The sequence below is a fragment of the Streptomyces sp. 1331.2 genome (assembly GCF_900199205.1).
Lineage (GTDB): Bacteria > Actinomycetota > Actinomycetes > Streptomycetales > Streptomycetaceae > Kitasatospora.
In genome coordinates, this window is the sequence record NZ_OBMJ01000001.1 from 5,252,128 (window position 1) to 5,274,251 (window position 22,124).

The 22,124-nt window shown below is 73.2% G+C and carries 21 protein-coding genes; 9 read left to right on the forward strand and 12 right to left on the reverse strand.

What is annotated here, in order from left to right; translation table 11 throughout:
• Nucleotides 1-32 precede the first annotated feature (32 nt).
• From CRP52_RS22580 to CRP52_RS22590, 3 genes are all read left to right on the forward strand, one after another.
• Nucleotides 33-680, forward strand: coding sequence for a GOLPH3/VPS74 family protein (locus CRP52_RS22580; protein WP_097238041.1), 648 nt, complete (start codon nt 33-35; stop codon nt 678-680).
• An 87-nt stretch (nt 681-767) separates the two neighbouring features.
• Nucleotides 768-1,694 (forward strand): pyridoxal-phosphate dependent enzyme, encoded by a 927-nt coding sequence (locus CRP52_RS22585; RefSeq protein WP_097238042.1) that lies wholly within the window; start codon nt 768-770, stop codon nt 1,692-1,694.
• A 240-nt stretch (nt 1,695-1,934) separates the two neighbouring features.
• The gene (locus tag CRP52_RS22590) at nt 1,935-3,158 is read left to right on the forward strand and encodes an IS4 family transposase (RefSeq protein ID WP_097234600.1); all 1,224 of its coding nucleotides are present in this window, start codon (nt 1,935-1,937) and stop codon (nt 3,156-3,158) included.
• Between the two features lie 193 nt (nt 3,159-3,351).
• On the opposite strand, the gene CRP52_RS22595 is transcribed toward CRP52_RS22590, so the two are convergent.
• Nucleotides 3,352-4,887, reverse strand: a complete 1,536-nt coding sequence (locus CRP52_RS22595) for an LCP family protein (RefSeq protein ID WP_097238043.1) — start codon at nt 4,885-4,887, stop codon at nt 3,352-3,354.
• 118 nt (nt 4,888-5,005) lie between these two features.
• Nucleotides 5,006-5,470 carry a MarR family winged helix-turn-helix transcriptional regulator gene (locus CRP52_RS22600; RefSeq protein WP_097238044.1) on the reverse strand — a complete coding sequence of 155 codons (465 nt, stop codon included), beginning with the start codon at nt 5,468-5,470 and terminating at the stop codon, nt 5,006-5,008.
• Nucleotides 5,471-5,572: 102 nt separating this feature from the next.
• Here CRP52_RS22600 and CRP52_RS22605 point away from each other — a divergent pair, with 102 nt between their 5' ends.
• Nucleotides 5,573-6,598 (forward strand): NADP-dependent oxidoreductase, encoded by a 1,026-nt coding sequence (locus tag CRP52_RS22605; protein WP_097238045.1) that lies wholly within the window; start codon nt 5,573-5,575, stop codon nt 6,596-6,598.
• Between the two features lie 368 nt (nt 6,599-6,966).
• On the forward strand, nt 6,967-7,461 hold the full coding sequence (locus CRP52_RS22610; RefSeq protein ID WP_097238046.1) for a DUF3145 domain-containing protein: 495 nt from the start codon (nt 6,967-6,969) through the stop codon (nt 7,459-7,461).
• A gap of 65 nt (nt 7,462-7,526) precedes the next feature.
• On the opposite strand, the gene fabF is transcribed toward CRP52_RS22610, so the two are convergent.
• The 5 genes from fabF to CRP52_RS22635 form a co-directional block, all read right to left on the reverse strand.
• Complete coding sequence (fabF, locus tag CRP52_RS22615; protein ID WP_097238047.1) at nt 7,527-8,792, reverse strand: beta-ketoacyl-ACP synthase II; 1,266 nt, start codon at nt 8,790-8,792, stop codon at nt 7,527-7,529.
• A 183-nt stretch (nt 8,793-8,975) separates the two neighbouring features.
• A complete protein-coding gene (locus tag CRP52_RS22620) occupies nt 8,976-9,218 on the reverse strand; it encodes an acyl carrier protein (protein ID WP_097238048.1) in 243 nt (80 codons plus the stop codon).
• Between the two features lie 79 nt (nt 9,219-9,297).
• On the reverse strand, nt 9,298-10,329 hold the full coding sequence (locus CRP52_RS22625) for a beta-ketoacyl-ACP synthase III (RefSeq protein WP_097238049.1): 1,032 nt from the start codon (nt 10,327-10,329) through the stop codon (nt 9,298-9,300).
• Entirely contained in the window at nt 10,326-11,276 is a 951-nt protein-coding gene (locus CRP52_RS22630; protein ID WP_097238050.1) for an ACP S-malonyltransferase, read from the reverse strand. The genes CRP52_RS22625 and CRP52_RS22630 overlap by 4 nt, the downstream gene beginning before the upstream one ends.
• Before the next feature lie 91 nt (nt 11,277-11,367).
• Nucleotides 11,368-12,564, reverse strand: coding sequence for a PucR family transcriptional regulator (locus tag CRP52_RS22635; RefSeq protein ID WP_097240271.1), 1,197 nt, complete (start codon nt 12,562-12,564; stop codon nt 11,368-11,370).
• 207 nt (nt 12,565-12,771) lie between these two features.
• Between CRP52_RS22635 and CRP52_RS22640 the strand changes: the two genes are divergently transcribed.
• Nucleotides 12,772-13,548, forward strand: a complete 777-nt coding sequence (locus CRP52_RS22640) for a pirin family protein (RefSeq protein WP_097240272.1) — start codon at nt 12,772-12,774, stop codon at nt 13,546-13,548.
• Nucleotides 13,549-13,559: 11 nt separating this feature from the next.
• Here CRP52_RS22640 and CRP52_RS22645 read toward each other — a convergent pair whose 3' ends face one another.
• A complete protein-coding gene (locus tag CRP52_RS22645; RefSeq protein WP_097238051.1) occupies nt 13,560-14,393 on the reverse strand; it encodes a serine hydrolase domain-containing protein in 834 nt (277 codons plus the stop codon).
• Nucleotides 14,394-14,526: 133 nt separating this feature from the next.
• Between CRP52_RS22645 and CRP52_RS22650 the strand changes: the two genes are divergently transcribed.
• Both CRP52_RS22650 and CRP52_RS22655 read left to right on the forward strand, forming a co-directional pair.
• Nucleotides 14,527-15,027 (forward strand): MerR family transcriptional regulator, encoded by a 501-nt coding sequence (locus CRP52_RS22650; protein WP_097238052.1) that lies wholly within the window; start codon nt 14,527-14,529, stop codon nt 15,025-15,027.
• Nucleotides 15,024-16,037 carry an aldo/keto reductase gene (locus CRP52_RS22655; RefSeq protein WP_097238053.1) on the forward strand — a complete coding sequence of 338 codons (1,014 nt, stop codon included), beginning with the start codon at nt 15,024-15,026 and terminating at the stop codon, nt 16,035-16,037. Before CRP52_RS22650 ends, CRP52_RS22655 begins: the two co-directional genes overlap by 4 nt.
• Before the next feature lie 75 nt (nt 16,038-16,112).
• On the opposite strand, the gene CRP52_RS22660 is transcribed toward CRP52_RS22655, so the two are convergent.
• Nucleotides 16,113-16,691 (reverse strand): TIGR03086 family metal-binding protein, encoded by a 579-nt coding sequence (locus CRP52_RS22660; protein WP_097238054.1) that lies wholly within the window; start codon nt 16,689-16,691, stop codon nt 16,113-16,115.
• 101 nt (nt 16,692-16,792) lie between these two features.
• On the opposite strand from CRP52_RS22660, the gene CRP52_RS22665 reads away from it, so the two are divergent.
• Nucleotides 16,793-17,782, forward strand: a complete 990-nt coding sequence (locus CRP52_RS22665) for a helix-turn-helix transcriptional regulator (protein WP_097238055.1) — start codon at nt 16,793-16,795, stop codon at nt 17,780-17,782.
• Nucleotides 17,783-17,812: 30 nt separating this feature from the next.
• Here the strand turns inward: CRP52_RS22665 and CRP52_RS22670 are convergent, their stop codons facing one another.
• From CRP52_RS22670 to CRP52_RS22680, 3 genes are all read right to left on the reverse strand, one after another.
• Nucleotides 17,813-19,021 (reverse strand): alpha/beta hydrolase, encoded by a 1,209-nt coding sequence (locus CRP52_RS22670; RefSeq protein ID WP_097238056.1) that lies wholly within the window; start codon nt 19,019-19,021, stop codon nt 17,813-17,815.
• Between the two features lie 212 nt (nt 19,022-19,233).
• Nucleotides 19,234-19,569 carry an MmcQ/YjbR family DNA-binding protein gene (locus tag CRP52_RS22675; RefSeq protein WP_097238057.1) on the reverse strand — a complete coding sequence of 112 codons (336 nt, stop codon included), beginning with the start codon at nt 19,567-19,569 and terminating at the stop codon, nt 19,234-19,236.
• A 129-nt stretch (nt 19,570-19,698) separates the two neighbouring features.
• On the reverse strand, nt 19,699-22,095 hold the full coding sequence (locus CRP52_RS22680; RefSeq protein ID WP_097238058.1) for a Dyp-type peroxidase: 2,397 nt from the start codon (nt 22,093-22,095) through the stop codon (nt 19,699-19,701).
• Nucleotides 22,096-22,124 lie beyond the last annotated feature (29 nt).

The following is a 22,124-nucleotide window of genomic DNA, read 5'->3' on the forward strand; positions in this document are numbered from 1 at the left end:
CCGGGCACACGAGGACCCCTTCGGAGACCGACATGGACCAGCCCGCCACCCTCCCCGAGAAGCTGTACCTGCTCGCCTACGACCCGCACCGCGAGCGAGTCACCGCCACCGACCGGCTCGACCTGGTGGTCCGCGCGGCGGCGCTCGCCGAACTCCTGCGGCGCGGACTGATCCGCGAGGACGGCCGCCACCCGGCCGCCGTCGACGGTGGCCCGACCGACGGCCTCGACCCGCTCACCGCCGCGCTGCTGGAACAGATCCGGCAGGAGCGGCGGCACAGCTGGCAGAGCTGGATCGGCCGCAGGCGCGGCCCGACGGCCCGCGCCGCCCGCGTGGTCCGGGACGGCCTGGCGGCGGCCGGCCGGATCCGGATCGAGCAGCGCCGGGTGCTCGGACTGTTCCCGTGCGACCGGGTCACCCTGCGGGAGCCCGGGCTGCGCAAGTCGCTGGTGGCTTCGGTCGGTTCGGCGCTGACCGGCCCGTTCAGCCGGATCGACCCGGCGGATGCCGCCCTGGTCGCCCTGGTCGACGCGGCCCAGCTGGGGACGGTCCTGACCTGGCGCCGACGGCGCGAGTTCCGCGCCCGGATCGACAAGCTGGCCCCGGCCGCCGGCCCCGTCCCGCGGGCGCTGCGCCGGGCCGTCAACGCCAAGCGCTCCGACGGCTCGGCCGGGGGCTGAGCCGCCCCCTCCCTGCGAGCCCGGCCGCCTCCCCGGTGGCCGGGCTCGCGGCCGTTTGCGGCCGTGCACGACCCGTAAGCTGGCCGGATGCTCGAACCCGCCCTGCTGCCCACCCCGCTGACGGACTGCACCGACGAGGTGTTCGCCCGGGCCGGGGTGCAGCTGCGGCTGAAGCGGGACGACCTGCTGCACCCGACCGTCCCCGGCAACAAGTGGCGCAAGCTGGCGCCCAACCTGGCCGCCGCCGTCGAACAGGGCCACACCCGGCTGCTGACCTTCGGCGGGGCGTACTCGACCCACCTGCGGGCCGTCGCGGCCGCCGCCGGGGCGCTGGGGCTGGAGAGCGTCGGGCTGGTCCGCGGCGAGGAACTGGCCGACCGGCCGCGCAACTGGTCGCTGCGGGCCGCCGAGGCGGCCGGGATGCGGCTGGAGTTCCTGACCCGGGCCGCCTACCGGGAGGCCACCGGCCGGGCCGGCGGCGACCACGGTACGGACGGGGACGTGCAGCGCCGCTGGGGGCCCTGCCTGGTGCTCCCGGAGGGCGGCTCCAACGCCCTGGCCGCGGTCGGCGCGGCCGCGATCCCGGCGGAACTACCGGACCTGGGCGAGCGCGACGTGGTCTGCTGCCCGGTCGGCACCGGTGGCACCCTGGCCGGCATCGCGGCGGGCCTGCCGCCGGGCGCGCGGGCGCTCGGGGTGGCCGTGCTGCGCGGCGGCGAGGGGTACCTGGAGGCGGAGGTGGCCCGGCTCCACCGGGCTGCCTACGGGCGCGAGTTCGGCAACTGGCGGATCGACCACGGGCACCACGGCGGCGGCTACGGGAAGGTCCCGGCCGGGCTGGCCGGCTTCGCCGAGCGGTTCGAGCACCGCCACGGCGTCCCGCTGGAGCGCCGTTACGTCGCCAAGCTGCTCGCCGCGCTGGCCGACCTGGCGACGGCGGGCGCCTTCCCGCGCGGCACCCGCCTCACCGCCGTGGTCACCGGGGTGCCGGATCCCCACCCGGCCACCCGTTAGGGCCTGTCCGGCGGATCTTGCCGGGCGCACGACGCCGGATCATCCCGCCTGGACGCACGCCCGAATCGTCCAAGTACACCCAGTACGAGGGCGATTCGGGCGCACGCCCAGACGGGCGCGAAGTGGGGGTACCTCCCGGCCGAAGGCTGGGGGAGCCGCGCGCTGATCCGACAAGATCCGCCGGACAGGCCCTAGGGCCAATGCCAGTGACTTTGGTGTCCCTGTCTCGTTGGTTGTGGTGTGGCGAGGGTGGGACAGGTCAAGTCGCCTGCGGGTGAGCGGTTGTCGGACCGGATCGCGATCGGGGTGTTGACCCGGGCGTTTCCGCCGGGTCTGGTGGATGAGGTGATCGCGGAGACCGGGCGGGGCGAGAAACGCAGCCGGTTGTTGCCGGCGCGGGTGGTCGTGTACTTCGTGCTGGCGATGTGCCTGTTCTTCGGGCAGGGCTATGAAGAGGTCGCCCGGGTGCTGGGCGAGGGGCTCGGGGACGGGCGGCGGTCGTGGCGGGTGCCCACGACCGCCGCGATCGGCCGGGCCCGTCGGCGGCTGGGTCCAGAGCCGTTGCGGTTGCTGTTCGCGCGGGTGTGTCGGCCGATGGCGGTGCCCGGGACAGCGGGGGCCTGGTACCGGCGCTGGCGCCTGGTCGCGGTGGACGGCACCACGCTGGACCTGGCGGACACCGAGGCCAACGACGCCTTCTTCGGCCGCCATGTGTCGGGACGCGGAGCGAGCGCGTTCCCGCAGGCCAGGGTGGTGGGGCTGGCCGAGTGCGGCACCCACGCGGTGTTCGCCGCCGTCACCGGTCCGCTGTCGGCGAGCGAGCAGTCCCTGTCCCGGCAGCTGTTCGACCGGCTTCGCGAGGGGATGCTGCTGCTGGCCGACCGGGGCTTCTACGGCTTCGAGCTGTGGCAGCACGCACGGGCCACCGGCGCGGACCTGCTGTGGCGCGTGCGCAAGAGCGCGAACCTGCCCGTCGTGCGCGTGCTCAGCGACGGCTCGTACCTCAGCACGGTGCACGCCGAACCGGACAGAAGGAGTCGCCGCAACCCGGTGACCGTCCGGGTCGTCGAATACACCCTCGCCTCCACCGGTGATGGCACCGTCTACCGCCTGATCACCACTCTCCTCGACCCCGAGGAGGCACCGGCCGCCGAGTTGGCCGCGCTCTACGTCCAGCGCTGGGAGATCGAGACCACCCTGGACGAGATCAAGACCCACCAGCGCGGACCCAAACTCGTCCTGCGCTCGAAGTACCCGTGGGGCGTCGAGCAGGAGGTCTACGGCCTCCTGCTCGTCCACCACGCCATCCGACAACTCATGCACCAAGCCGCCCTGCATGAGGGCGTGGACCCCGACCGCTTGTCCTTCACCCGCAGTCTGCGGGTCGTGCGCCGCCAGGTCCCCGCCCAGGCGGCGCTTTCCCCCCGGCAGACTCACCAGGGCGCTGAACCGCACCCTGGCTGAGATCACCGAACGCCTCCTACCCCCGCGCCGTCAACGGACCTGCCCCCGCGTCATCAAACGCAAGATGTCCAACTGGCCCCTCAAACGCGCCCAACAGCACGACTGGCCACCACCAACCCCCGCAACCATCACGATCACCAGAGCGGACACAACCTAAGTCACTGGCATTGGCCCTAGGGCAGGCCCTGGCAGCTCAGCCGAAGGTCAGGTTGGCGCAGGGATCGGTGTCGGCGTTGCGGGTGTTCTCCGCTATGCCGGTCGGGACACCGGGCGACGGGGTGCCGGGCGGGGTGCCGGGGGTGGCCGCTGCGTCGGGGGTGGCGCCGGGTGCGGGGCTGGGGGCGGAGACCGAGTCGATCCGGGTGCCCGCCGCGCGGTAGTCGGCGCCGAGGGTGACGGTGATCGTGCCCGAGCCGGGCTCCTCCACCGCCTGGGCGCCGGGGAAGAGGGCCACCACCTGGTCGGCGGCGGCCTTCAGCGCGGGGTCGTAGCCGATCCGGGAGGTCGGGTGCCCCGGCTCGTTGGCGCCGAGGGCGACGTTGGTGAAGCCGCGCGCCTTGAGCGTCTCCGCGCCGGAGCCCGCCAGGCCGGCGGTGCCGACCCCGTTCACCACGGTGATCGGGGCCGCGGCCTGCTCGGGCGCCAGCGGGGTGCCGGCGCCGGTGGGGGCGCCCGGGTCGGCGGTGGGGGAGGAGGTGACCTGGCCCGTCCCGGCGGTGCTCTGCCCGTCCAGGGTGCGGTCCTCGCGCAGCAGCTTCCAGAGGGCGTCGGCGTCCGGCTGGACCAGCCGCACGCGGTCGCCGGCGAAGCGCCAGGGCGCGGTGACGAAGGTGATGTCGGAGAGCTTGATGTCCTGGACCGAGCGGGCGAAGTCCACCAGCTTCATCGCGGTGCCGAGCCCCTCGTCCACGGTGAGCGACTTGGTGGCGGCGTCGGCCAGCGGCAGCAGGGTGGGCAGCGAGAAGCCCTGGCTCTGGACCTTCTTGATCATCGAGGAGAGGAAGGCCTGCTGGCGCTTCATCCGGCCTATGTCGGAGTTGTCGCCGATGCCGTGGCGCGCTCGGAGGTAGTCCACCGCGGACTGCCCGGAGAGCTTCTGCAGGCCCTTCTTGAGGTGGATGCCGTACTGGTTGACGTCGTTGGGCACGCAGGCCTCCACGCCGCCCACCGCGTCGGCCATCGCGGCCGCGCCCTTGAAGTCGACCACCACGGTGTGGTCGATCCGCAGCCCGGTGAGCTTCTCCACGGTGTTCTGGGTGCAGGCGGGGTTGCCCTTGGGGTACTCGCCCAGGGTGAAGGCGGAGTTGAACATCTGGTCGTTCTTCGGGGTCGTCCAGGTCCCGTTCTGCAGCTTGCAGGACGGGATGGTGACCAGGGTGTCGCGGGGGACGGAGACGCCGACGGCGTGCTTGTGGTCGGCGTAGACGTGCACCACGATCGCGGTGTCCGAGTGGCCGACCCCCTCGCCGCCGCCGCCCAGCGAGTCGTTGCCGTCGTCGCGGGTGTCGGAGCCGAGCAGCAGCACGTTGACCGGCACCTGGGCACCGGGGGTGGCCGGGACCGGCGCGGGCGGGCGCTCGGTGGCGACGCCGCCCGCATCGAAGGTGGTGATGTTGTTGTCCAGCCGGTGGTAGAACCAGGCGCCGGCTCCCACCACCGACAGCACCAGCACGGCGGCCAGGCCGATGGCGGTCCGCAGGTAGCGGCGCCGGCGCGTGCTGGTGCTCATCCTCCGTGCCCCCCGTTTCAGGTGTCTCGCGTTCGATGTTCGAACGTTAGACGTTCCGGAAGGCCGTTCGGTTACCCCCGATGGGCGAACGGATCGCTTCGGAGGCCTGTGATGCTGGTCACGCCCCGGGGCCGGAGGCGCCCATGAGCATCCGCTGGAGCAGGTCGCGCAGGACCGTCCGCTCGCCCTGGCCGAGCGCGGCCAGCGGCTCGCGGGCGAAGTTCAGCGACTCGCGCAGCTCCTCGGAGGCGGCCGCGCCGGTGTCGGTGGCGGCGACCAGCTTGACCCGGCGGTCCTGCCGGTCGGCCTCGCGGGTGACGAAGCCGCGGGACTCCAGCCGGTCGACGATGCCGGTGATGTTGGACGGTTCGCAGCTGAGCGTCTGGGCGATCTGGCGCATCGGCATCGGTCCGCGCCGCAGCAGGGCGAGGACCTTGGCCTGGGCCCCGGTGAGCGAGCGGGCGGCGGCGGCCTCCTCGTACTCGCGGTGGAAGAGCGCGACCAGGTTGGCCATCAGGTCGACGACCTCGCGGGTGATCTCGTCGGACTGCGGCGTGGCGTCCGGGGCCGGCTGGGTGTCCATGGTCCAGAGTCTACCTGAAAAGTTGACAAGGTGAACCTTTCATGTCCATCGTTACTTAAGTTTCTCAACCTTTCATGCACCTGAACCGCAAGGAGCAGCGCCATGGCAGAGCAGGCCGTCCCCGCCACCGCCCGTGAATGGCACCTCGGCGCCCGTCCGCAGGGCTGGCCGGTGCCCACCGACTTCGCCCTGGTCGAGGCCCCGGTCCGAACCCCGGGCCCGGGCGAGATCCTGGTCCGCAACGCCTACCTCTCGGTGGACCCGTACATGCGCGGCCGGATGAACGACGTCCCCTCGTACGTCCCGCCGTTCCAGCTCGGCAAGCCCATGGACGGCGGCGCGGTCGGCTACGTGGTGGCCTCGGAGGCCGAGGGCTTCGCCCCCGGCGACGCCGTGCTGCACGGGCTCGGCTGGCGCGAGTACGCGACCCTGGACGCCAAGCACGCGGTCAAGGTCGACCCGGCCGCCGCCCCGCTGTCCGCCTACCTCGGCGTGCTCGGGATGACCGGCCTGACCGCCTACGCCGGCCTGCTCGCCGTCGGCGGCCTCAAGGAGGGCGACAAGGTCTTCGTCTCCGGCGCGGCCGGCGCGGTCGGATCGATGGTCGGCCAGATCGCCCGGCTCAAGGGCGCCTCCCTGGTGGTCGGTTCGGCCGGCTCGGCGGACAAGGTCGCCAAGCTCGTCGACGAGTACGGCTTCGACGCGGCCTTCAACTACAAGGACGCCCCGGTCCGCGAGCAGCTCGCCGAGGCCGCCCCGGACGGCATCGACCTCTACTTCGACAACGTCGGCGGCGACCACCTGGAGGCCGCGATCGGCGCCCTCGGCGTGCACGGCCGCGCGGTGCTCTGCGGAGCGATCGCCCAGTACAACGAGACCAGCGCGCCCGCCGCCCCGCGCAACCTCGCGCTCGCCATCGGCAAGCGGCTGCGCCTGGAGGGCATGCTGGTCGCCGACCACGCCGCGCTTCAGCCGCAGTTCGTCGCCGAGGTGGCCGGCTGGCTGAAGTCCGGCGAACTGCGCCACGAGGAGACCGTGGTGGACGGCTTCGAGAACGCCGCCGAGGCCTTCCTCGACCTGCTGCGCGGCGTCAACACCGGCAAGATGGTCGTCCGTCTGGAGGGCTGACGCCTCGTCAGCGAGCTGACCTGCCCGCCCCGCCGCCCCGTCCGGGCGGCGGGGCGTTCCTGTCGGGAAGGTTCGCAGTCGGGCGCAGGGGGCCGCGCCGCACTACCGCATTCCGGCCGGATCCGAAAGTGCGTCAGCCATCCCGCCGGACGGCGCGGTACGGTGGTCCCGCCCGGCGATGGGGCCGTTCGGGGGAGAGATCCGGCCGAGGGGTAGACCTCGTTGAGGATTCGACTAGCATTGAGCGAAAGCCTGTCCGTTTTGCTCAATTTAGTGACTTAATGTCGGCTAACGTGGGTAACTGTGGATCAACTGCAGGCACGAGGCAGCTGGGGAAGGCGACCCTCGTCCACAGCCTGGAGGTCCCGGTGACGACACGTGGAGTTCTCTACATCCACTCCGCGCCCCGCGCGCTGTGCCCGCACGTCGAGTGGGCCGTCGCGGGGGTGCTCGGTGTGCGGGTGAGCCTGGACTGGATCCGCCAGCCGGCCGCACCCGGACATTGGCGTGCGGAGCTCTCCTGGCAGGGGGAGCCCGGCACGGCCTCGAAGCTCGCCTCCGCGCTGCGCGGCTGGCAGCTGATGCGGTACGAGGTGACCAGCGAACCCTGCGCCACGGCGGAGGGGGAGCGCTACAGCAGCACGCCCACCCTCGGCATCTTCCACGCCGTCACGGGCATCCACGGCGACATCCTGATCCCCGAGGACCGGTTGCGCGCCGTCCTGCTGCGCGCCCGTAGCGAGGGCGCCGACCTGGAGGCCGAGATCGCCCGGCTGCTCGGCAAGCCCTGGGACGACGAGCTGGAGCCGTTCCGGTACGCGGGCGAGGGCGCCCCGGTGCGCTGGCTGCACCAGGTGGTCTGAGAGAAGCGGGAACGACGGAGGGGCCGACGCTCTGCGCGAGCGTCGGCCCCTCCGTCGTGTGTGCGTCAGCGGGTGCGGAAGGCCAGCACCACGTTGTGGCCGCCGAAGCCGAACGAGTTGTTCAGCGCCGCGATCCGGCCCTCGGGCAGCTTGCGGGCCTCGCCGCGCACGATGTCCGCGTCCACGTCGTCGTCCAGGTCGTCGACGTTGATGGTCGGCGGGGCGAGACGGTGGTGCAGGGCCAGCACGGTGGCGACGGTCTCGATGCCGCCGGCGCCGCCCAGCAGGTGGCCGGTCATCGACTTGGTGGCCGAGATGGCAATGTGGTCGAGGTCGTCGCCGAGCTCCTTGCGGAGCGCCTTCAGCTCGGCGGTGTCACCCTGCGGGGTCGAGGTGGCGTGCGCGTTGACGTGCACGATCTCGGCCTTGTCCAGCTCGTTGCGCTCGAACAGGTCGGCCAGCGCGCGGGCCACGCCGGCGCCGGTGGGCTCGGGCTGGGCGATGTGGTGGGCGTCCGAGGACAGGCCCTGACCCACGGCCTCGCAGTAGATCCGGGCGCCGCGGGCCTCCGCGTGCTCGATCGACTCCAGGACCACCACGCCGGCGCCCTCGCCCAGGACGAAGCCGTCACGGGCCTTGTCGTACGGGCGCGAGGCGTGCTCGGGGTCGTCGTTGTTCTTGGACATCGCCATCATGCTGGCGAACGCGGCGATCGGCAGCGGGTGGATCGCCGCCTCGGTGCCGCCGGCCACCACGACGTCGGCGCGGCCGGTGCGGATCATCTCGATCGCGTAGCCGATCGCCTCGGCGCCGGAGGCACAGGCGGAGACGGGGGTGTGCACACCCGCGCGGGCGCCGACCTCCAGGCCGACGTTGGCCGCCGGGGAGTTGGGCATCAGCATCGGGACGGTGTGCGGGGAGACCTTGCGGGCGCCCTTCTCCTTCAGCACGTCGTACTGGTCGAGGAGGGTGGTCACGCCGCCGATGCCGGAGGCGATGACGGTGCCCAGGCGCTCGGGGGCGAGCTTGGAGGACTCGTCGGTGGCGGGGGTCTCGTAGCCGGCGTCGGCCCAGGCCTCGCGGGCGGCGATCACGGCGAACTGCGCCGAGCGGTCCAGCTTGCGGGCCAGCGGGCGGGGCAGGATCTCGCCGGGCTCGACGGCGGTGCGCGCCGCGATCCGAACCGGCAGTTCCTCGGCCCACTCCTCGGTCAGGGCCGCCACACCGGACTTACCGGCGACCAGGTTCTCCCAGGTGCCGGCGGCGTCGGCGCCCAGCGGCGTGAAGGCGCCGATACCCGTGACGACCACGGTGCGATTTTCAGCGGTCACTGGTTTCTTCTTCTCTCACGTGTGCGGGGGGTCGGCGGGAGCCGAGGAAGGGCCCGGCCGGGCGCCCCGGTGGGGCGTCCCGGCCGGCTGGTCGGCCCGGCTCGCAGGAGTCGGGCCGACAGGTCAGCCGTCGGAGGCGTGCGGGACGCCGGACGGACTGGCCGAATCGAACGAGTCGATCGCTCAGGCGTTGGCGAGGATGTAGTCCACCGCGTCGCCGACCGTCTTCAGGTTCTTGACCTCGTCGTCCGGGATCTTGACGTCGAAGCGCTCCTCGGCGGCCACGACGACCTCGACCATGGACAGCGAGTCGACGTCCAGGTCATCGGTGAAGGACTTGTCGACCGCGACATCCTCGGTCGGGATACCGGCGATCTCGTTGACGATCTCGGCGAGACCTTCCAGAACCTCGTCCTTGGTAGCCATACTGGCTGCTCCTCTTCAGTGTTGAACGTGTCCGGCCGGCGGCCGGGCACAGGCTTGTGGATCAGTGGGCGAAACGCGCCTAGGGGAGCGTAACGACTGCCGCGGCGTACACGAGACCCGCCCCGAACCCGATGATCAGCGCCAGGTCGCCGCTGTGGGCCTCGCCGGTCTCCAACATGCGTTCCATCGCCAGCGGGATGGAGGCCGCGGAGGTGTTGCCGGTCTCCGCGATGTCGCGGGCGACCGGCACCGACTCCGGCAGCTTCAGCGCCTTGATCATGGCGTCGGTGATCCGCATGTTGGCCTGGTGCGGGATGAACGCGCCGAGCTGGTCGGCGGTCACCCCGGCGGCGTCCAGCGCCTGCTGGGCGACCTTGGCCATCTCCCAGACCGCCCAGCGGAAGACCGGCTGGCCGTCCATCCGCAGGTACGGCCACTTCGTCTCCTCGCCCGGGCCGTTGACGGCGTCGGACTTGGCGAAGGCGGTGTCCCAGGCCGCTGTCTGGGTGATGACGTCGGCCTGCGAGCCGTCCGAACCCCAGATCAGCTTGCCGATGCCGGGAGTGTCGGACGGGCCGACGATCGCGGCGCCGGCGCCGTCGCCGAAGATGAAGGCGGTCGAGCGGTCCGACTTGTCGGTCAGGTCGCTGAGCCGCTCGACACCGATCACCAGCACGTACTCGGCGTTGCCGCCGCGGATCATGCCGTCGGCCAGGCCCAGGCCGTAGCCGAAGCCGGCGCAGGCGGCCGAGATGTCGAAGGCAGGGGCGTTGCCGCAGCCGAGCCGCTCGGCGATCTCGGTGGCGATCGCCGGGGTCTGCTTGAGGTGCGAGACCGTCGCGACGATCACGCCGCCGATCTGCTCGGGGGCGATCCCGGCCTGCGCGATGGCCTTGCCGGCGGCCTGCACCGACATCTCGGCGACGGACTCCTCCGGGCCGGCCCAGCGGCGCGCGGCGATCCCGCTGCGGGTGCGGATCCACTCGTCCGACGAGTCGATCCACTCCAGGACCTCGGAGTTGGGGATCACCCGGACCGGGCGGTAGCCGCCGACGCCGTGGATGCGCGAGTACTGCGCGCCCGTGGCGGGACGGATCTGGGGCTTGGTCATGCGGTGGTCTCCTGCTCCTGACCGCCGTGCTCGGCGACGAGCTCGCGGGCCTTGTCCAGGTCGGCGGGGGTCTTGAGGGCGAGCGTGGCCACACCCTTGAGGTTGCGCTTGAGCAGTGCGGTGAGGGTGCCCGCGGGGGACAGCTCGATCACGGCCGTCGCGCCCAGCCGGCCGAGGGTCTCCATGCACAGGTCCCAGCGGACCGGGTTGGAGACCTGCGACACCAGGCGCGCCAGCACCTCGGCGCCGGAGTCCACGACCCCGCCGTCCTTGTTGGAGACGTACCGGACCTGCGGGTCGGCCGCGGTCAGGGTCGGGGCCAGCTCGGCCAGCCGCTCGACACCCGGGGCCATGTGCTCCGTGTGGAACGCGCCGGCCACCTTCAGGGCGATCAGCTTGGCGCCGGCCGGCGGGTCCGCCTTCAGCGCCTCCAGCTGGGCCAGCGTGCCGGCGGCGACGATCTGGCCGCCGCCGTTGTTGTTGGCCGCGGTCAGGCCGTGTTCGGCCAGCTTCGCGGCGACGGTCTCCGGGTCGCCGCCGAGCACGGCGATCATGCCGGTCTCGGTGACGGCGGCGGCCGCGGCCATCGCCCGGCCGCGCTCACGGACGAAGGTCAGCGCGTCGTGGGCGCTGAGCACCCCGGCACCGGCGGCGGCGGTGATCTCGCCGACGCTGTGACCGGCCACGGCACCGACCTGCTTGCGGGCCAGGTCCTCGTCCGGGAAGAGCGCACGGGCGGTCACCAGGCCGGCCGCGACCAGCAGCGGCTGGGCGACGGCGGTGTCCTTGATCTCCTCGGCGGACGCCTCGGTGCCGGCGTGCACCAGGTCGAGCCCGGCGACCTCCGACCAGGCGCGAAGGCGGTCGGCGACACCGTCCAGCTCAAGCCAGGGGCTGAGGAAACCGGGGGACTGGGCACCCTGTCCAGGGGCGACGATTACGAGCACGGTTCAACCCTCTCTCGCCAGGCGCCCAGGGGCGGGTAGGCGACGGTAACGAAGAAAACCATCCGGGATTGTATGGTCCCTACACTCCGGCTCAGCCGGGCTCTCCGGCGTCCGTCAGCCGGCCGAGGGCCAGTGCGATCCGCAGCGTGAACGCCGAACGTACATCGGAGGGGGCGTACCCCGTGACGTCGGTCACACGTCGGAGCCGGTAGCGCACCGTGTTGGGGTGGACGAAGAGCATCCGCGCCGCCCCCTCCAGCGAGGAGGCCTGCTCCAGGTAGACACTCAGCGTCTCCAGGAGCGCCGAGCCCGCCTCGTCCAGCGGTGTGTAGATCTCCTCCACCAGCTGACGGCGGGCGGCCTGGTCCCCGGCGAGTGCGCGCTCGGGCAGCAGGTCGTCGGCCAGCACCGGGCGCGGGGCGTCCGGCCAGGCCGCGCAGGCCCGCAGGCCGGCCGCGGCGGCGTGCGCCGAGCGGGTCGCGGAGAGCAGGTCGGGCACGGTCGGGCCGACCACCACCGGGCCCGGCGCGAACTGGCCGATCAGCGCCCTGGCCGCCTGCACCGGCTCCTTCTCGCCGCCGACCACCACCACCAGGCGCTTGCCCAGCACCCCGGTCAGCACGTGCAGCTTGGCGTACCGGGCGGCCCGGCGGATCGCCTCCACCACCAGCTCGCTGTCGCCGTCCGGCGCGCTGCCCATCACCACCCGGATCTGGCTGGGCTGGCCCCAGCCGAGCGCCGCGGCGCGCGAGAGCACGCCCTCGTCGGCGTCGCCGGACAGCAGGGAGTTGACCACCAACGCCTCCAGCCGGGCGTCCCAGGCGCCGCGCGCCTCGGCCGCCTGGGCGTACACCTGGGCGGTGGCGAAGGCGATCTCCCGGGCGTAGACCAGCACCGACTCGCGCATGTCCGCCTCGTCGCCGGGGGCGGCCACCTCCTCGATGGCCTCCTCCATCACCTCGATCGTGGTGCGGATCAGCTCCACGGTCTGACGCAGGGTGATCGCCCTGGTCAGCTCGCGCGGGGCGGTGCCGAAGACGTCGGTGGAGATCGCCTTCGCGGACTCCGGGTGGCGGTACCACTCGGTGAAGGCGGCGATACCGGCCTGGGCGACCAGGCCGATCCAGGACCGGTGCTCCGGCGGCATCCGCCGGTACCAGCCGAGCTGGTCGTCCATCCGCGAGATCGCGGCGGTGGCCAGCTTGCCCGAGGACTTCTCCAGCCGCTTGAGCGTCGCCGCCCGGCGCTCGGCGCGCTCGGCGGCGGTTCTGCGCTCCTGCGCCGTCAGGCGGGGCGCCGCGCGGCCGGGACGGTCACGGCCCGACCGGGGAACCGGGCCCTTCCCGGTCGGTTCGGGTACGGGACTGGGTTCGCTCTGGGAGTTCGCGGAAGCGGCTGGCACAAGGACAAGACTGCCTCACCCGAGTGACTGCTCGTGCACACCCCGGGCGGAGCGGTCGGTGGCAAGGGTCACACCGCCGACTACGGTGGGTGCGTGACCGACGCCGCTGACCGCCCCCGTGCCGACCTGCGCCGCGCCGCCGAGCGCTACCGCTCCACCCCGGCCGAGGGCATCGAGACCCGACACGCCTTCTCCTTCTCCGGCCACTACGACCCGAAGAACACCCACTTCGGCGCGCTGCTCGCGTGCAACGAGGAACTCCTCGCCCCCGGCGCGGGGTTCGAGGAGCACAAGCACCGGGACACCGAGATCCTCACCTGGGTGCTGGAGGGCGCGCTGGCCCACCGGGACTCGCACGGCCACAGCGGGGTGGTCCGGCAGGGGATGGTCCAGCACCTCGGCTCCGGCTCCGGCGTCACCCACACCGAGCGCAACGTCGGCGGCGCCACCGGCCCGGTCCGCTTCGTCCAGATGTGGCTCCAGCCGGACGAGTTCGACGCGGACCCGGTGTACGGGCTGCGCAGGGTGGAACCGGCGGACGGCGCGTTGACGCTGCTCGCCTCCGGGCTGGCGCGCGACGCCGGGACCGACGCCCTGCGGCTGCGACGCCGCGACGCCGCGCTCTGGCTGGTGACCGCCGGGCCGTGGCAGCCGCTGCCCGAACTGCCCGCGGCGCCCTGGCGGTACGCGCACCTGACGGCCGGCTCGCTGGGCTACCGGACCGTCCCGGGGCCCAAGGGCGGCGGCCGCTCGATGGCCCCGGGCGACAGCGTGCGGATCACCGGCGAGGCCTTCGCCGACCCGTCGGCGGGCGAGACCGGCGCGCAGCTCCTGCTCTGGGAGATGCACTCGCCGGTCTCGTACGGCTAGCGGGTGTCCGGCTAACGCTTCAGTTCGGCGAGCACCGCGTCGGAGAAGGCGGGCCAGGCCTCGACGGACCAAGGCCCGAAGTCCCGGTCGGTGAGCGCGATGCAGGCCGCGCCCACCTCCGGGTCGACCCAGAGGAAGGTGCCGGACTGGCCGAAGTGGCCGAAGGTGGCGGGGGAGTTGCCGGCGCCGGTCCAGTGCGGGCTCTTGCCGTCGCGGATCTCGAAGCCGAGGCCCCAGTCGTTCGGGCGCTGGTGGCCGTAGCCGGGCAGCACGCCGCCGGTGCCGGGGAAGGCGACCTCGCGGGTGGCCTGCCGGACGGTGGACGGGGCCAGCAGCTTGGGCGCCTGGAGCTCGGCGGCGAACCGGGCGAGGTCGGCGACCGTGGACAGGCCGCCGGCGCCGGCCGGGGACTTGTGCGCGGTGTTGATCAGGGTGTCGGCCATGCCCAGCGGCTCGAACACCGCCTCGGCGACGTAGCGGGAGAACTCGATCCCGGCGGCCTCGGACAGCGCCCGCGCCAGCGCGTCAAAGCCCGCGTTGGAGTAGAGCCGGCGGTTGCCGGGCTCGGCGAACACCCGGTCCTCGTCGAAGCCCAGGCCGGAGGTGTGCGCCAGCAGGTGGCGGACGGTCGCACCGGGCGGGCCGGCCGGGTCGTCCAGCTCGAAGACGCCCTCCTCGACCGCGACCAGCGCCGCGTACGAGGTGAGCAGCTTGGTCACCGAGGCCAGCGGGAACAGGTGCTGCTGCGGCCCGTGCGCCCCCAGCAGCGCGCCGTCCGCCCCCCGGACCACGGCCGCCGCGGCGTGCGGCACCGGCCAGTTCTCGATCACACGCAAGCTCTCCATGAGGCCCGACTGTAGTCGGGAGCGGGGAACGTGGTGGCGGGGGCACCCGGCTGCCGGGCCGGTCGGGCTTGCTTGGAGTGCACTCCAACTCGGTAGCGTTTTTCCCGTCGCACGAGACAGGGGGAGACGATCCATGGCCGTACCCGCACGCATCGAGGCGGACCTGCGCAGCTGTTCCGAGGTGTACGGCGGCGCGCCGGGCGGTGATCCGGACCGGACCCCGCGGCACACCATCAGCGAGGTCGCGGTGGCGAGCGGGCTCACCGCGCACACCCTGCGCTGGTACGAGCGGATCGGCCTGCTGGACCCCGTCGACCGCGCGGCCGGCGGCCAGCGCCGCTACTGCGACGCCGACCTGCACCGACTGGCCTTCCTGGGGCGGCTGCGGCTGACCGGCATGTCCGTGGCCGACATGCTCAAGTACGTGGACATGGCCCGCCAGGGCGAAACGACCTACGAGGGGCGGCGCCGGCTGCTGGTGGCCCAGCGCGAGGAGGTCCTGCAGCGGATCGTCGACCTCCAGGCCACCCTCGCCGTCCTCGACTACAAGATCGATCTCTATGCCGGGAAGGTCGCCGAGAGCGGCGGCGCCCCGGCCGACCGCCAGTACCACCAAGAGGAGCAGAGCGCATGACTCACCCAGTCCTTCCCGCCGTCGAACTCGGTACCGGCGGCCCGCTGGTGGGCGTCCAGGGCCTCGGCTGCATGGGCATGAGCGAGTTCTACGGCCCGACCGACTCCGACGAGGCCGTCGCCACCCTGGACGCCGCCCTGGAGGCCGGTGTCACCCTGTTCGACACCGCTGACGCCTACGGCTTGGGCCGCAACGAGGAGTTCATCGGCCCCTTCGTCCGGGCCAACCGGGACAAGGTGGTGCTCGCCACCAAGTTCGCGCTCGTCCGCAAGGAGGAGGACCCGGGCTACCGGGGCATCAGCAACGACCCGGCGTACATCCGGGCCGCCGTCGACGCCTCGCTGCGCCGGCTCGGCGTGGACGAGATCGACCTCTACTACATGCACCGCCGCGACCCGGCCGTGCCGCTGGCCGACTCGGTCGGCGCCATGGCCGAGTTGGTCGCGGCCGGCAAGGTGCGCCACCTCGGGCTGTCCGAGGTGACCGGGGCCGAGCTGCGCGAGGCGCACGCCATCCACCCGATCGCCGCGCTGCAGTCCGAGTGGTCGGTGTTCGCCCGCGACGTCGAGCGCTCGGCGGTGCCGGCCGCGGCCGAGCTGGGCGTCACCTTCGTGCCGTACTCGCCGCTCGGGCGGGGCTTCCTGACCGGCTCCTTCCAGGACGCCGATCGCCTCGGGGCGGACGACGTGCGTCGGACCCAGCCGCGCTTCACCGGCGACAACGCGGTGGCCAACGCGGAGCTGCTCGCCCCGCTGCGGGAGATCGCGGCGGCGCGCGGGGTGTCGCTCGCCCAGGTCGCGCTGGCCTGGGTGCACCAGCAGGCCGAGGTGCACGGGCTGACCGTCGTGCCGATCCCGGGCACCCGCAAGCGCAGCCGGCTCGCCGAGAACACCGCGGCGGCGACACTGCGGCTCACGGCGGAGGAGCTGGCGCTGCTGGAGCCGGTCTCGGGCCAGGTGCGGGGTGGCCGCTACGCGGACATGGCCTTCACCTCGGTCGGGCGGGAGTAGCGGCCGGCGGGGCGGGCGGGCCCGGGGAGTCGGCGACTTCCCGGGCCCTGCCCCTTGCCCCTTGCCCCTGGCCTCTCAGCTCGCGCGGCCCAGCCAGGCGGCCAGTCGGGCGTGGACGTCGGCGTCCTCGGCGACCGGCTGCACCTCGGCGAAGGGGACGCCCTCGACCCGGCTCTCGGGCGGCAGGACGACCTCGGCGATGGCCAGTGCGGTGTGCGCCAGGGCGTCGTCCAGCGCGAAGCCGCTGTCCAGGGCCTGCGCGATGTCCCAGCTGTGGGTCACCGCCTCCATCACGTAGCCGCCGACCACCATGGCGCCGGGAACCTCGCCCCAGGGCGCGACGGTCGGGCGGCCGAGCTTGGCGTCCTGCGCCCAGGCGGCGGTCGCCCGGGCGCGGGCGCGGCCCAGCGCGGCCGGCCAGCCGTCGTCCCCCGGGTCCTCGATGGCGGGCACGATGTCCTGGGACCGGCCGCCCTCACCCAGGTACGCGCAGCGGTGGATGCCGCCGACCACGTGGTTCAGCAGCTGCCGCAGCGTGAACTCGGTACAGGGGGTGGGCCGTTCGAGGTCGGCCGGGGTGATCGTGGCGACCAGCTTCTCCAGCTGGTCGAGGGCGAGCAGGTACTGCGGCCGGGCGTCCTGGACGGCGGTCATCTGCGGTCAACTCCCTGGTGTCGGGCGGTTCTTCGGGCTCGGAACGCAATCTCCCAGTAAAACCTGACAACGGCCGTCAGGATTGCTGGGATTCTTGGACCATGAAGGCCGACCGCCTGCTCTCGATCCTCCTGCTGCTCCAGACCCGCGGCCGGGTGTCCGCCACCGAACTCGCCGAGCGGCTGGAGGTGTCCGTCCGCACCATCTACCGGGACGTGGACTCGCTCTCCGCCGCCGGGGTGCCGGTGTTCACCGAGCGCGGGCGGCACGGCGGCATCGGCCTGCTGCCCGGCTACCGCACCGACGTCACCGGGCTGACCGCGGACGAGGCCAAGGCGCTGTTCGTGCTCTCCGCCCGCGGCGCGCACAGCGACCTCGGGCTGGACGGCGCGCTCGGCTCGGCGCTGCGCAAGGTGATGGCGGCGCTGCCCGCCCCGCACCGGCCGGCCGCCGAGCGGACCAGCGAGCGGATCCTGGTGGACCCGGCCCGGTGGATGCAGGGCGCCGCGCCGGGTGGCGCGCCCGGTCCGGACCTGGGCGAGCTTCAGTACGCGGTCTTCGCCGACCGGCGGCTGCGGCTGCGCTACCGGCACGGCGGGGCGCCCGGGCCGGTGGAGTACACCGTCGACCCGTACGGGCTGGTGAACAAGGCGGGCGTCTGGTACCTGGTGGCCGATCTGCACGGGGAGCCGCGGCTGTTCCGGGCGGACCGGGTGCTGGCCGCGGAGACCGCCGAGGAGGCGGTGCGCCGCCGGGCCGGGGTGGGGCTCGGCGACGCCTGGGCGGTGCTGCGCGAGCAGGTGGAGCGCCTGCCGGTGGAGGTGCCGGTCCGGGTGCGGGTCCGGCGCGGGCGGCTGGACATGTTCCTGCGGATCCACGGCGGCCGGGTCACCGCGCCGCCGCCGGAGGCGGTCATCGGGCCGGCCGAGGACTGGGTGGAGGTGGCGATGGCCTTCCCGGCGCCGGCCGCCGTCCGCTCGCTGCTGGCGCTGGGCGCGGACGTGGAGGTGCTGGCCCCGCCGGCCGCCCGGCGCGAGCTGGCCCGGGCGGCGGCGGAGGCGCTGCGGCTGTACCAGGACCAGGGGCCTTAGGGCCTGTCCGGCCCCGGGAGTTGGGCGGCCCTAGGAGTTGGGCCGGATCACGTCCTGGTAGTGGCCGAGCGAGATCGCCGCGAAGTTGTGCAGGCTGTCGGTGCCCTCGGTGAAGTAGCCGGTGTGGCCGACGGCGCGGGCCGAGGAGATCTGCTCGGAGCCGAAGCCGCTCGCGGTCGGGTCGGCGCCGTGGCCGAGCCCGCCGACCTCCAGGAACGGCACGTTGCCGATCCAGTCGCTGGGGTTGCGGGTGGCCCAGACGTGGACGCCGGTGCCCAGCTCGGCGGTGCTCTGCACGCCCATGCCGGGGCTGCCGAAGACCATCATGTCGGTGATGCCGGAGGTGTCGGACGGCGAGGCGGCCGCGCGCGGGATCTCGGGGGCGGCGGTGCCGCAGACCACCGAGCCGTACGAGTGGCAGAGCAGCGACGGGGGCGCGTCCGGGCGGGTGGTCTCCTTGAGTCCGGCGAGCAGCCGCTGCAGCCGGGGGGCGGCGACGTCGGCGAGCCGGGAGGTGGCCGCGTCCGGGCCGAGGCCGGAGGGGGTGACGTAACCGGTCCAGGACACCACGGCGGTACGGGTGCCCGGGGCCTGGCGCTGCTCCTCGGCGTGGAGGGCGCGGGCCATGCCGGCCGGGGAGCGCAGCGGGTCGACGGCCTGGTCGAAGTGGCCGAGGTCGGCGTCCGAGCCGGGGACGACGACGGAGATCCGTTCGGCGTCGGCGAGGTCGCCCCACACCTCGGTGACCAGGCCGCGGCCGCGCGGGTCGAAGGCGAGGATCTGCCGACCGGGGGCGAGCAGGTGGTCGACGTCGTTGGCGCGGGAGACGGCCAGCGCGCGGGTGTCGGAGTCGAGCGTCCGGTCGGCGGCGCGGGTGCGGGCCTTGTCGCGTTCGGCGGCCAGGGCGATCCGGTTGGCGCGGTAGCGCAGGTCCAGCGGGGCGCCGTCGTAGTTGCCGACGACCAGCGGGTACGCCTGGATCAGCCGGTCGAGCTCGGTGGGTGCGAGCGAGGCGAAGAACTCGGCGGCGGCGGCCGGGGTGGTGGTGGCCGGGTCGGGCAGCGTTCGGCCGAAGGAGTGGTCCTGGATCCAGGCAGCGCTGCCGGCCGGGGGCGTGGAGATCGCCAGTTGTTCGGAGGAGACCGCGGCCGCTGCGGCCGAGGCGCCGGCGTCGGCCAGCACGGCACAGCCCGCGAACGCCCCGATCAGTACCCGCTTCCAGCGCCGACGGTTGCGCACCGCACCAACTCCCTTGGGGCCTGTCACCGTTTCACGGGCGGTGCCCGGAGGGTGCGATAGGACTGCTGACTTCCCTGCGCAAGCCTAGGGGGCCGGGAGGCACGCCGGGCACGCCTAAACTGTGGGATGGATCACATGAACCGGGAGTGTCCTTCCGGCGTCTCCCAGTGGTTCGGACGGCGGCGCGGGCGAGGGCCCGAACGGAGGGCCGCTCAGGCGTCGAACTCCCGGACCAGCCGCTTCGGTGCCGTCCGCCGCCAGGCCTCGGTGACCAGGTCGCGCAGCTCGTCCGGGTCGACCAGGCTCAGCCGGACGCTCACCCAGCCGTGCCGCCCGACGTAGGGGGCGGAGGAGAACACCTCGGGCTCGGCGGCGAGAAGTTCGGCCTGGTCCTCGGGAGAGGCCTTGACGGTGACCCGGTCCCCGTCGGGGGCGCCCATCGCGAAGATCCGGCTGCGGACCCGCAGCGTCTCGATGTCCCAGGTCGGCTCCTGGGCGGCCTCGGGCAGGGCCAGGGCCATCGCGCGGAATTCCTCGAACGTCACCATGGCGGCAGGTTAGGGCAAGGCACTGACGACGCGCCCCCGGTGTGCGCGTGGCGCACCGGGGGCGCGTGTTCCTCCGGCGTCCCGGTCGGGCGGTTTCGGCGTCCGGCCGGACCGGGTGTCGGTGTTGCGTCAGGAAAGCGAGGCCCAGGCGTCGCAGGAGCGGTCGCCGGAGACCAGCCGGTCCGGGTGGCCGCTGCCGTCGGCGATCGAGATCCGGCGGTAGTTCTGGCCGCTGAACACCCAGTACTCGCTGCTCCCGCCGACCCGCTGGCAGTCCGGGACCGGCAGGAAGCAGTCCACCCGGTTCAGGCCGTTCAGCGAACCCCACTGGGAGAGTTCGCGGTCGGTGCGCTCGCGCACGTCGGTGTGGGCGGTGCCGTCGGCGATCGAGATCAGCCGGTACTGCTGGCGGCCGCCGGTGGTGTGGAAGCACCAGTACCAGCTCTTGCCGCCGACCCGCTGCTGGTCGGGGACGGGCAGCCAGCAGTCCACCTGGCCGACGCCACTGAGCGAGCCCCAGTAGGTGAGGTCGCGGTCGGAGCGTTCGAGGGCCGTGGTGTACCGGCCGCCGCCGCAGGTGATCGAGACCAGCCGGTACTGCTGGCGGCCGGCGGTGCTGTGGAACACCCAGTACACGCTCTTGCCGGCCGGGTCCTGCTGGTCGGGTACGGGCAGCACGCAGTCGACCCGGCCGACGTCGCGCAGACAGGTCCAGCTGGTCAGCCAGGTGTCGTCCTCGACCCTGCGGTCGGTGTGGGCGGTGCCGTCGGCGATCGAGATCAGTCGGCAGCGGTCGCCGTGGAACGCCCAGTACTGGCTCTGTCCGGCGCGGCGGTACTGGTCCGGGACGGAGACGAACTCGTCGCAGGGGTAGGCCTTCACCGGCTGGGGCCTGGGCTGGCCGCCGATCTGCCCGGTCTGGCCGCCGGTCTGGGTGCCGCTCTGGCCGGTCTGCCCGCCGACCGGGGCGAGCCGGCCCTCGCAGAGGCCGCGCAGGATGCTCAGGGAGGGCATGAAGGCGTACACCGAGCCGGTGGTCTGGACGAACTGCGCGAAGTTCAGCGGGGTGTGCCGGATCAGGCCGCCGGTGTCCCGGCTCTCGTAGTCGACGGGGGTGACCTCGCCCGTGTCCGGGTCGGTGCAGTTCTGGGTGACCGGGTCCCGGCCGGGGACGGGCCTGGGGTTCGCGTGCCCGGGCGGGGTGGTGTCCTGCGAGTTGCGGTTGGGCGGGAAGTTCGCCCGGTCCATCCAGCTGGCCTGGATGAACTCGAACTGCCGCTTGAGGTCCGCCTGGTAGCAGACGAACAGCAGCCCGCGCGGGTCGTCGGGGCCGCCCGGGCCCTCGGAGGCCGGGTCGAAGGGTTCTCCGTACGGGGTGCCGCGCCGGATGATCCGCCGGCCGTTGAGGTCCTTGGCCGGGAACGGGGGCTTGTCCGGGCTCTCCTGCAGGCCGGCGCGCGGCTCGGTCTTGCGCAGGTGCGACCAGAGGGGGGTGACCAGGCCCTCCGGGTCGTCCGCGAAGTCGAAGGCGTTGTCCTTGGCGGCGGTCGGGTTGTTCGGGACGTCCCGGTCCGGGAAGTGGCAGACCGGGGCGCCGGAGCGCCAGCGGCCGACCATGCGAGCGGCCAGCCACTCGGTGGTGGCGTGGTCCGGGACGGCCTTGGCCGTCCGGAGCTCCCCCAGCTTGACCGCGACCTGCGACCACCAGCCGGGGACGTCCTGGGCGAGCCGGCGGACGACCTGGAAGGAGCCGTTGTGCGTCCAGGCCGGGTACTGGTCCTTGGGGAAACTGAACTGGTCGTTCTCCAGGCCGCAGATGAACTCGCCGGCCGGGATGATCCGGGTGCCGGGGTGGCCGTCCACCTGCTCCGGGTCGCTCGGGCTGGGCCGGTCGAACCCCTTGACGCCGGGCTCGCTGATGCCGTCCTTGAACCCGAAGTGCTCCTTGCCGCGGCGGCTGCCCAGGAGGGTCTTCGCGTTCTGCTGGTAGACGATCACGACGCGGCATTCGGCGGCGGCGATCCGCTGGGCCTCGACGGCCGCCTGCAGGTCCTTCTCGGTGTCCGCGGAGATCTTCAGGACGGCGTGGACGGACTGCGTCCTGCCGTTGCCGAAGAGCCAGTTCTCCGGGGAGTTGTCGCCGGTGTCGCCGAGCCCGCCGGCCCGTCGGGCCGCGCCCTCCTTGAACGCCTTCAGGCCGGTGTCACCCTGCGGGAGCGTCGGGAGCGGGTCGGAGCCGGAGAGCATCAGCAGGCCCTCGTAGGTGAAGCTGATGCCGAGCCAGGTGGCGGTCAGCGACTTGGGGTCGTCGCCGCCGGACGCGGCCTTGGCTTCGCTGAACGCCTCGTTGAACGTGGCGACTTCGCGGGTGGTGGAGATCTGCGGGGTCAGCTTGCGGAGCCAGTCGCGCGCCCTGGCCGCATCCTCGAACTTGAGGAAGAGGATGCTGACGTTGTCCTTCTTGAAGCCGGCGAGGATGTCGCCCTGGATCTCTTCGCTCTCGCGCAGACTCAGGTCCGTTGCCATGGGTGGGAAGTTCCTTTCGGTGGGGGCGG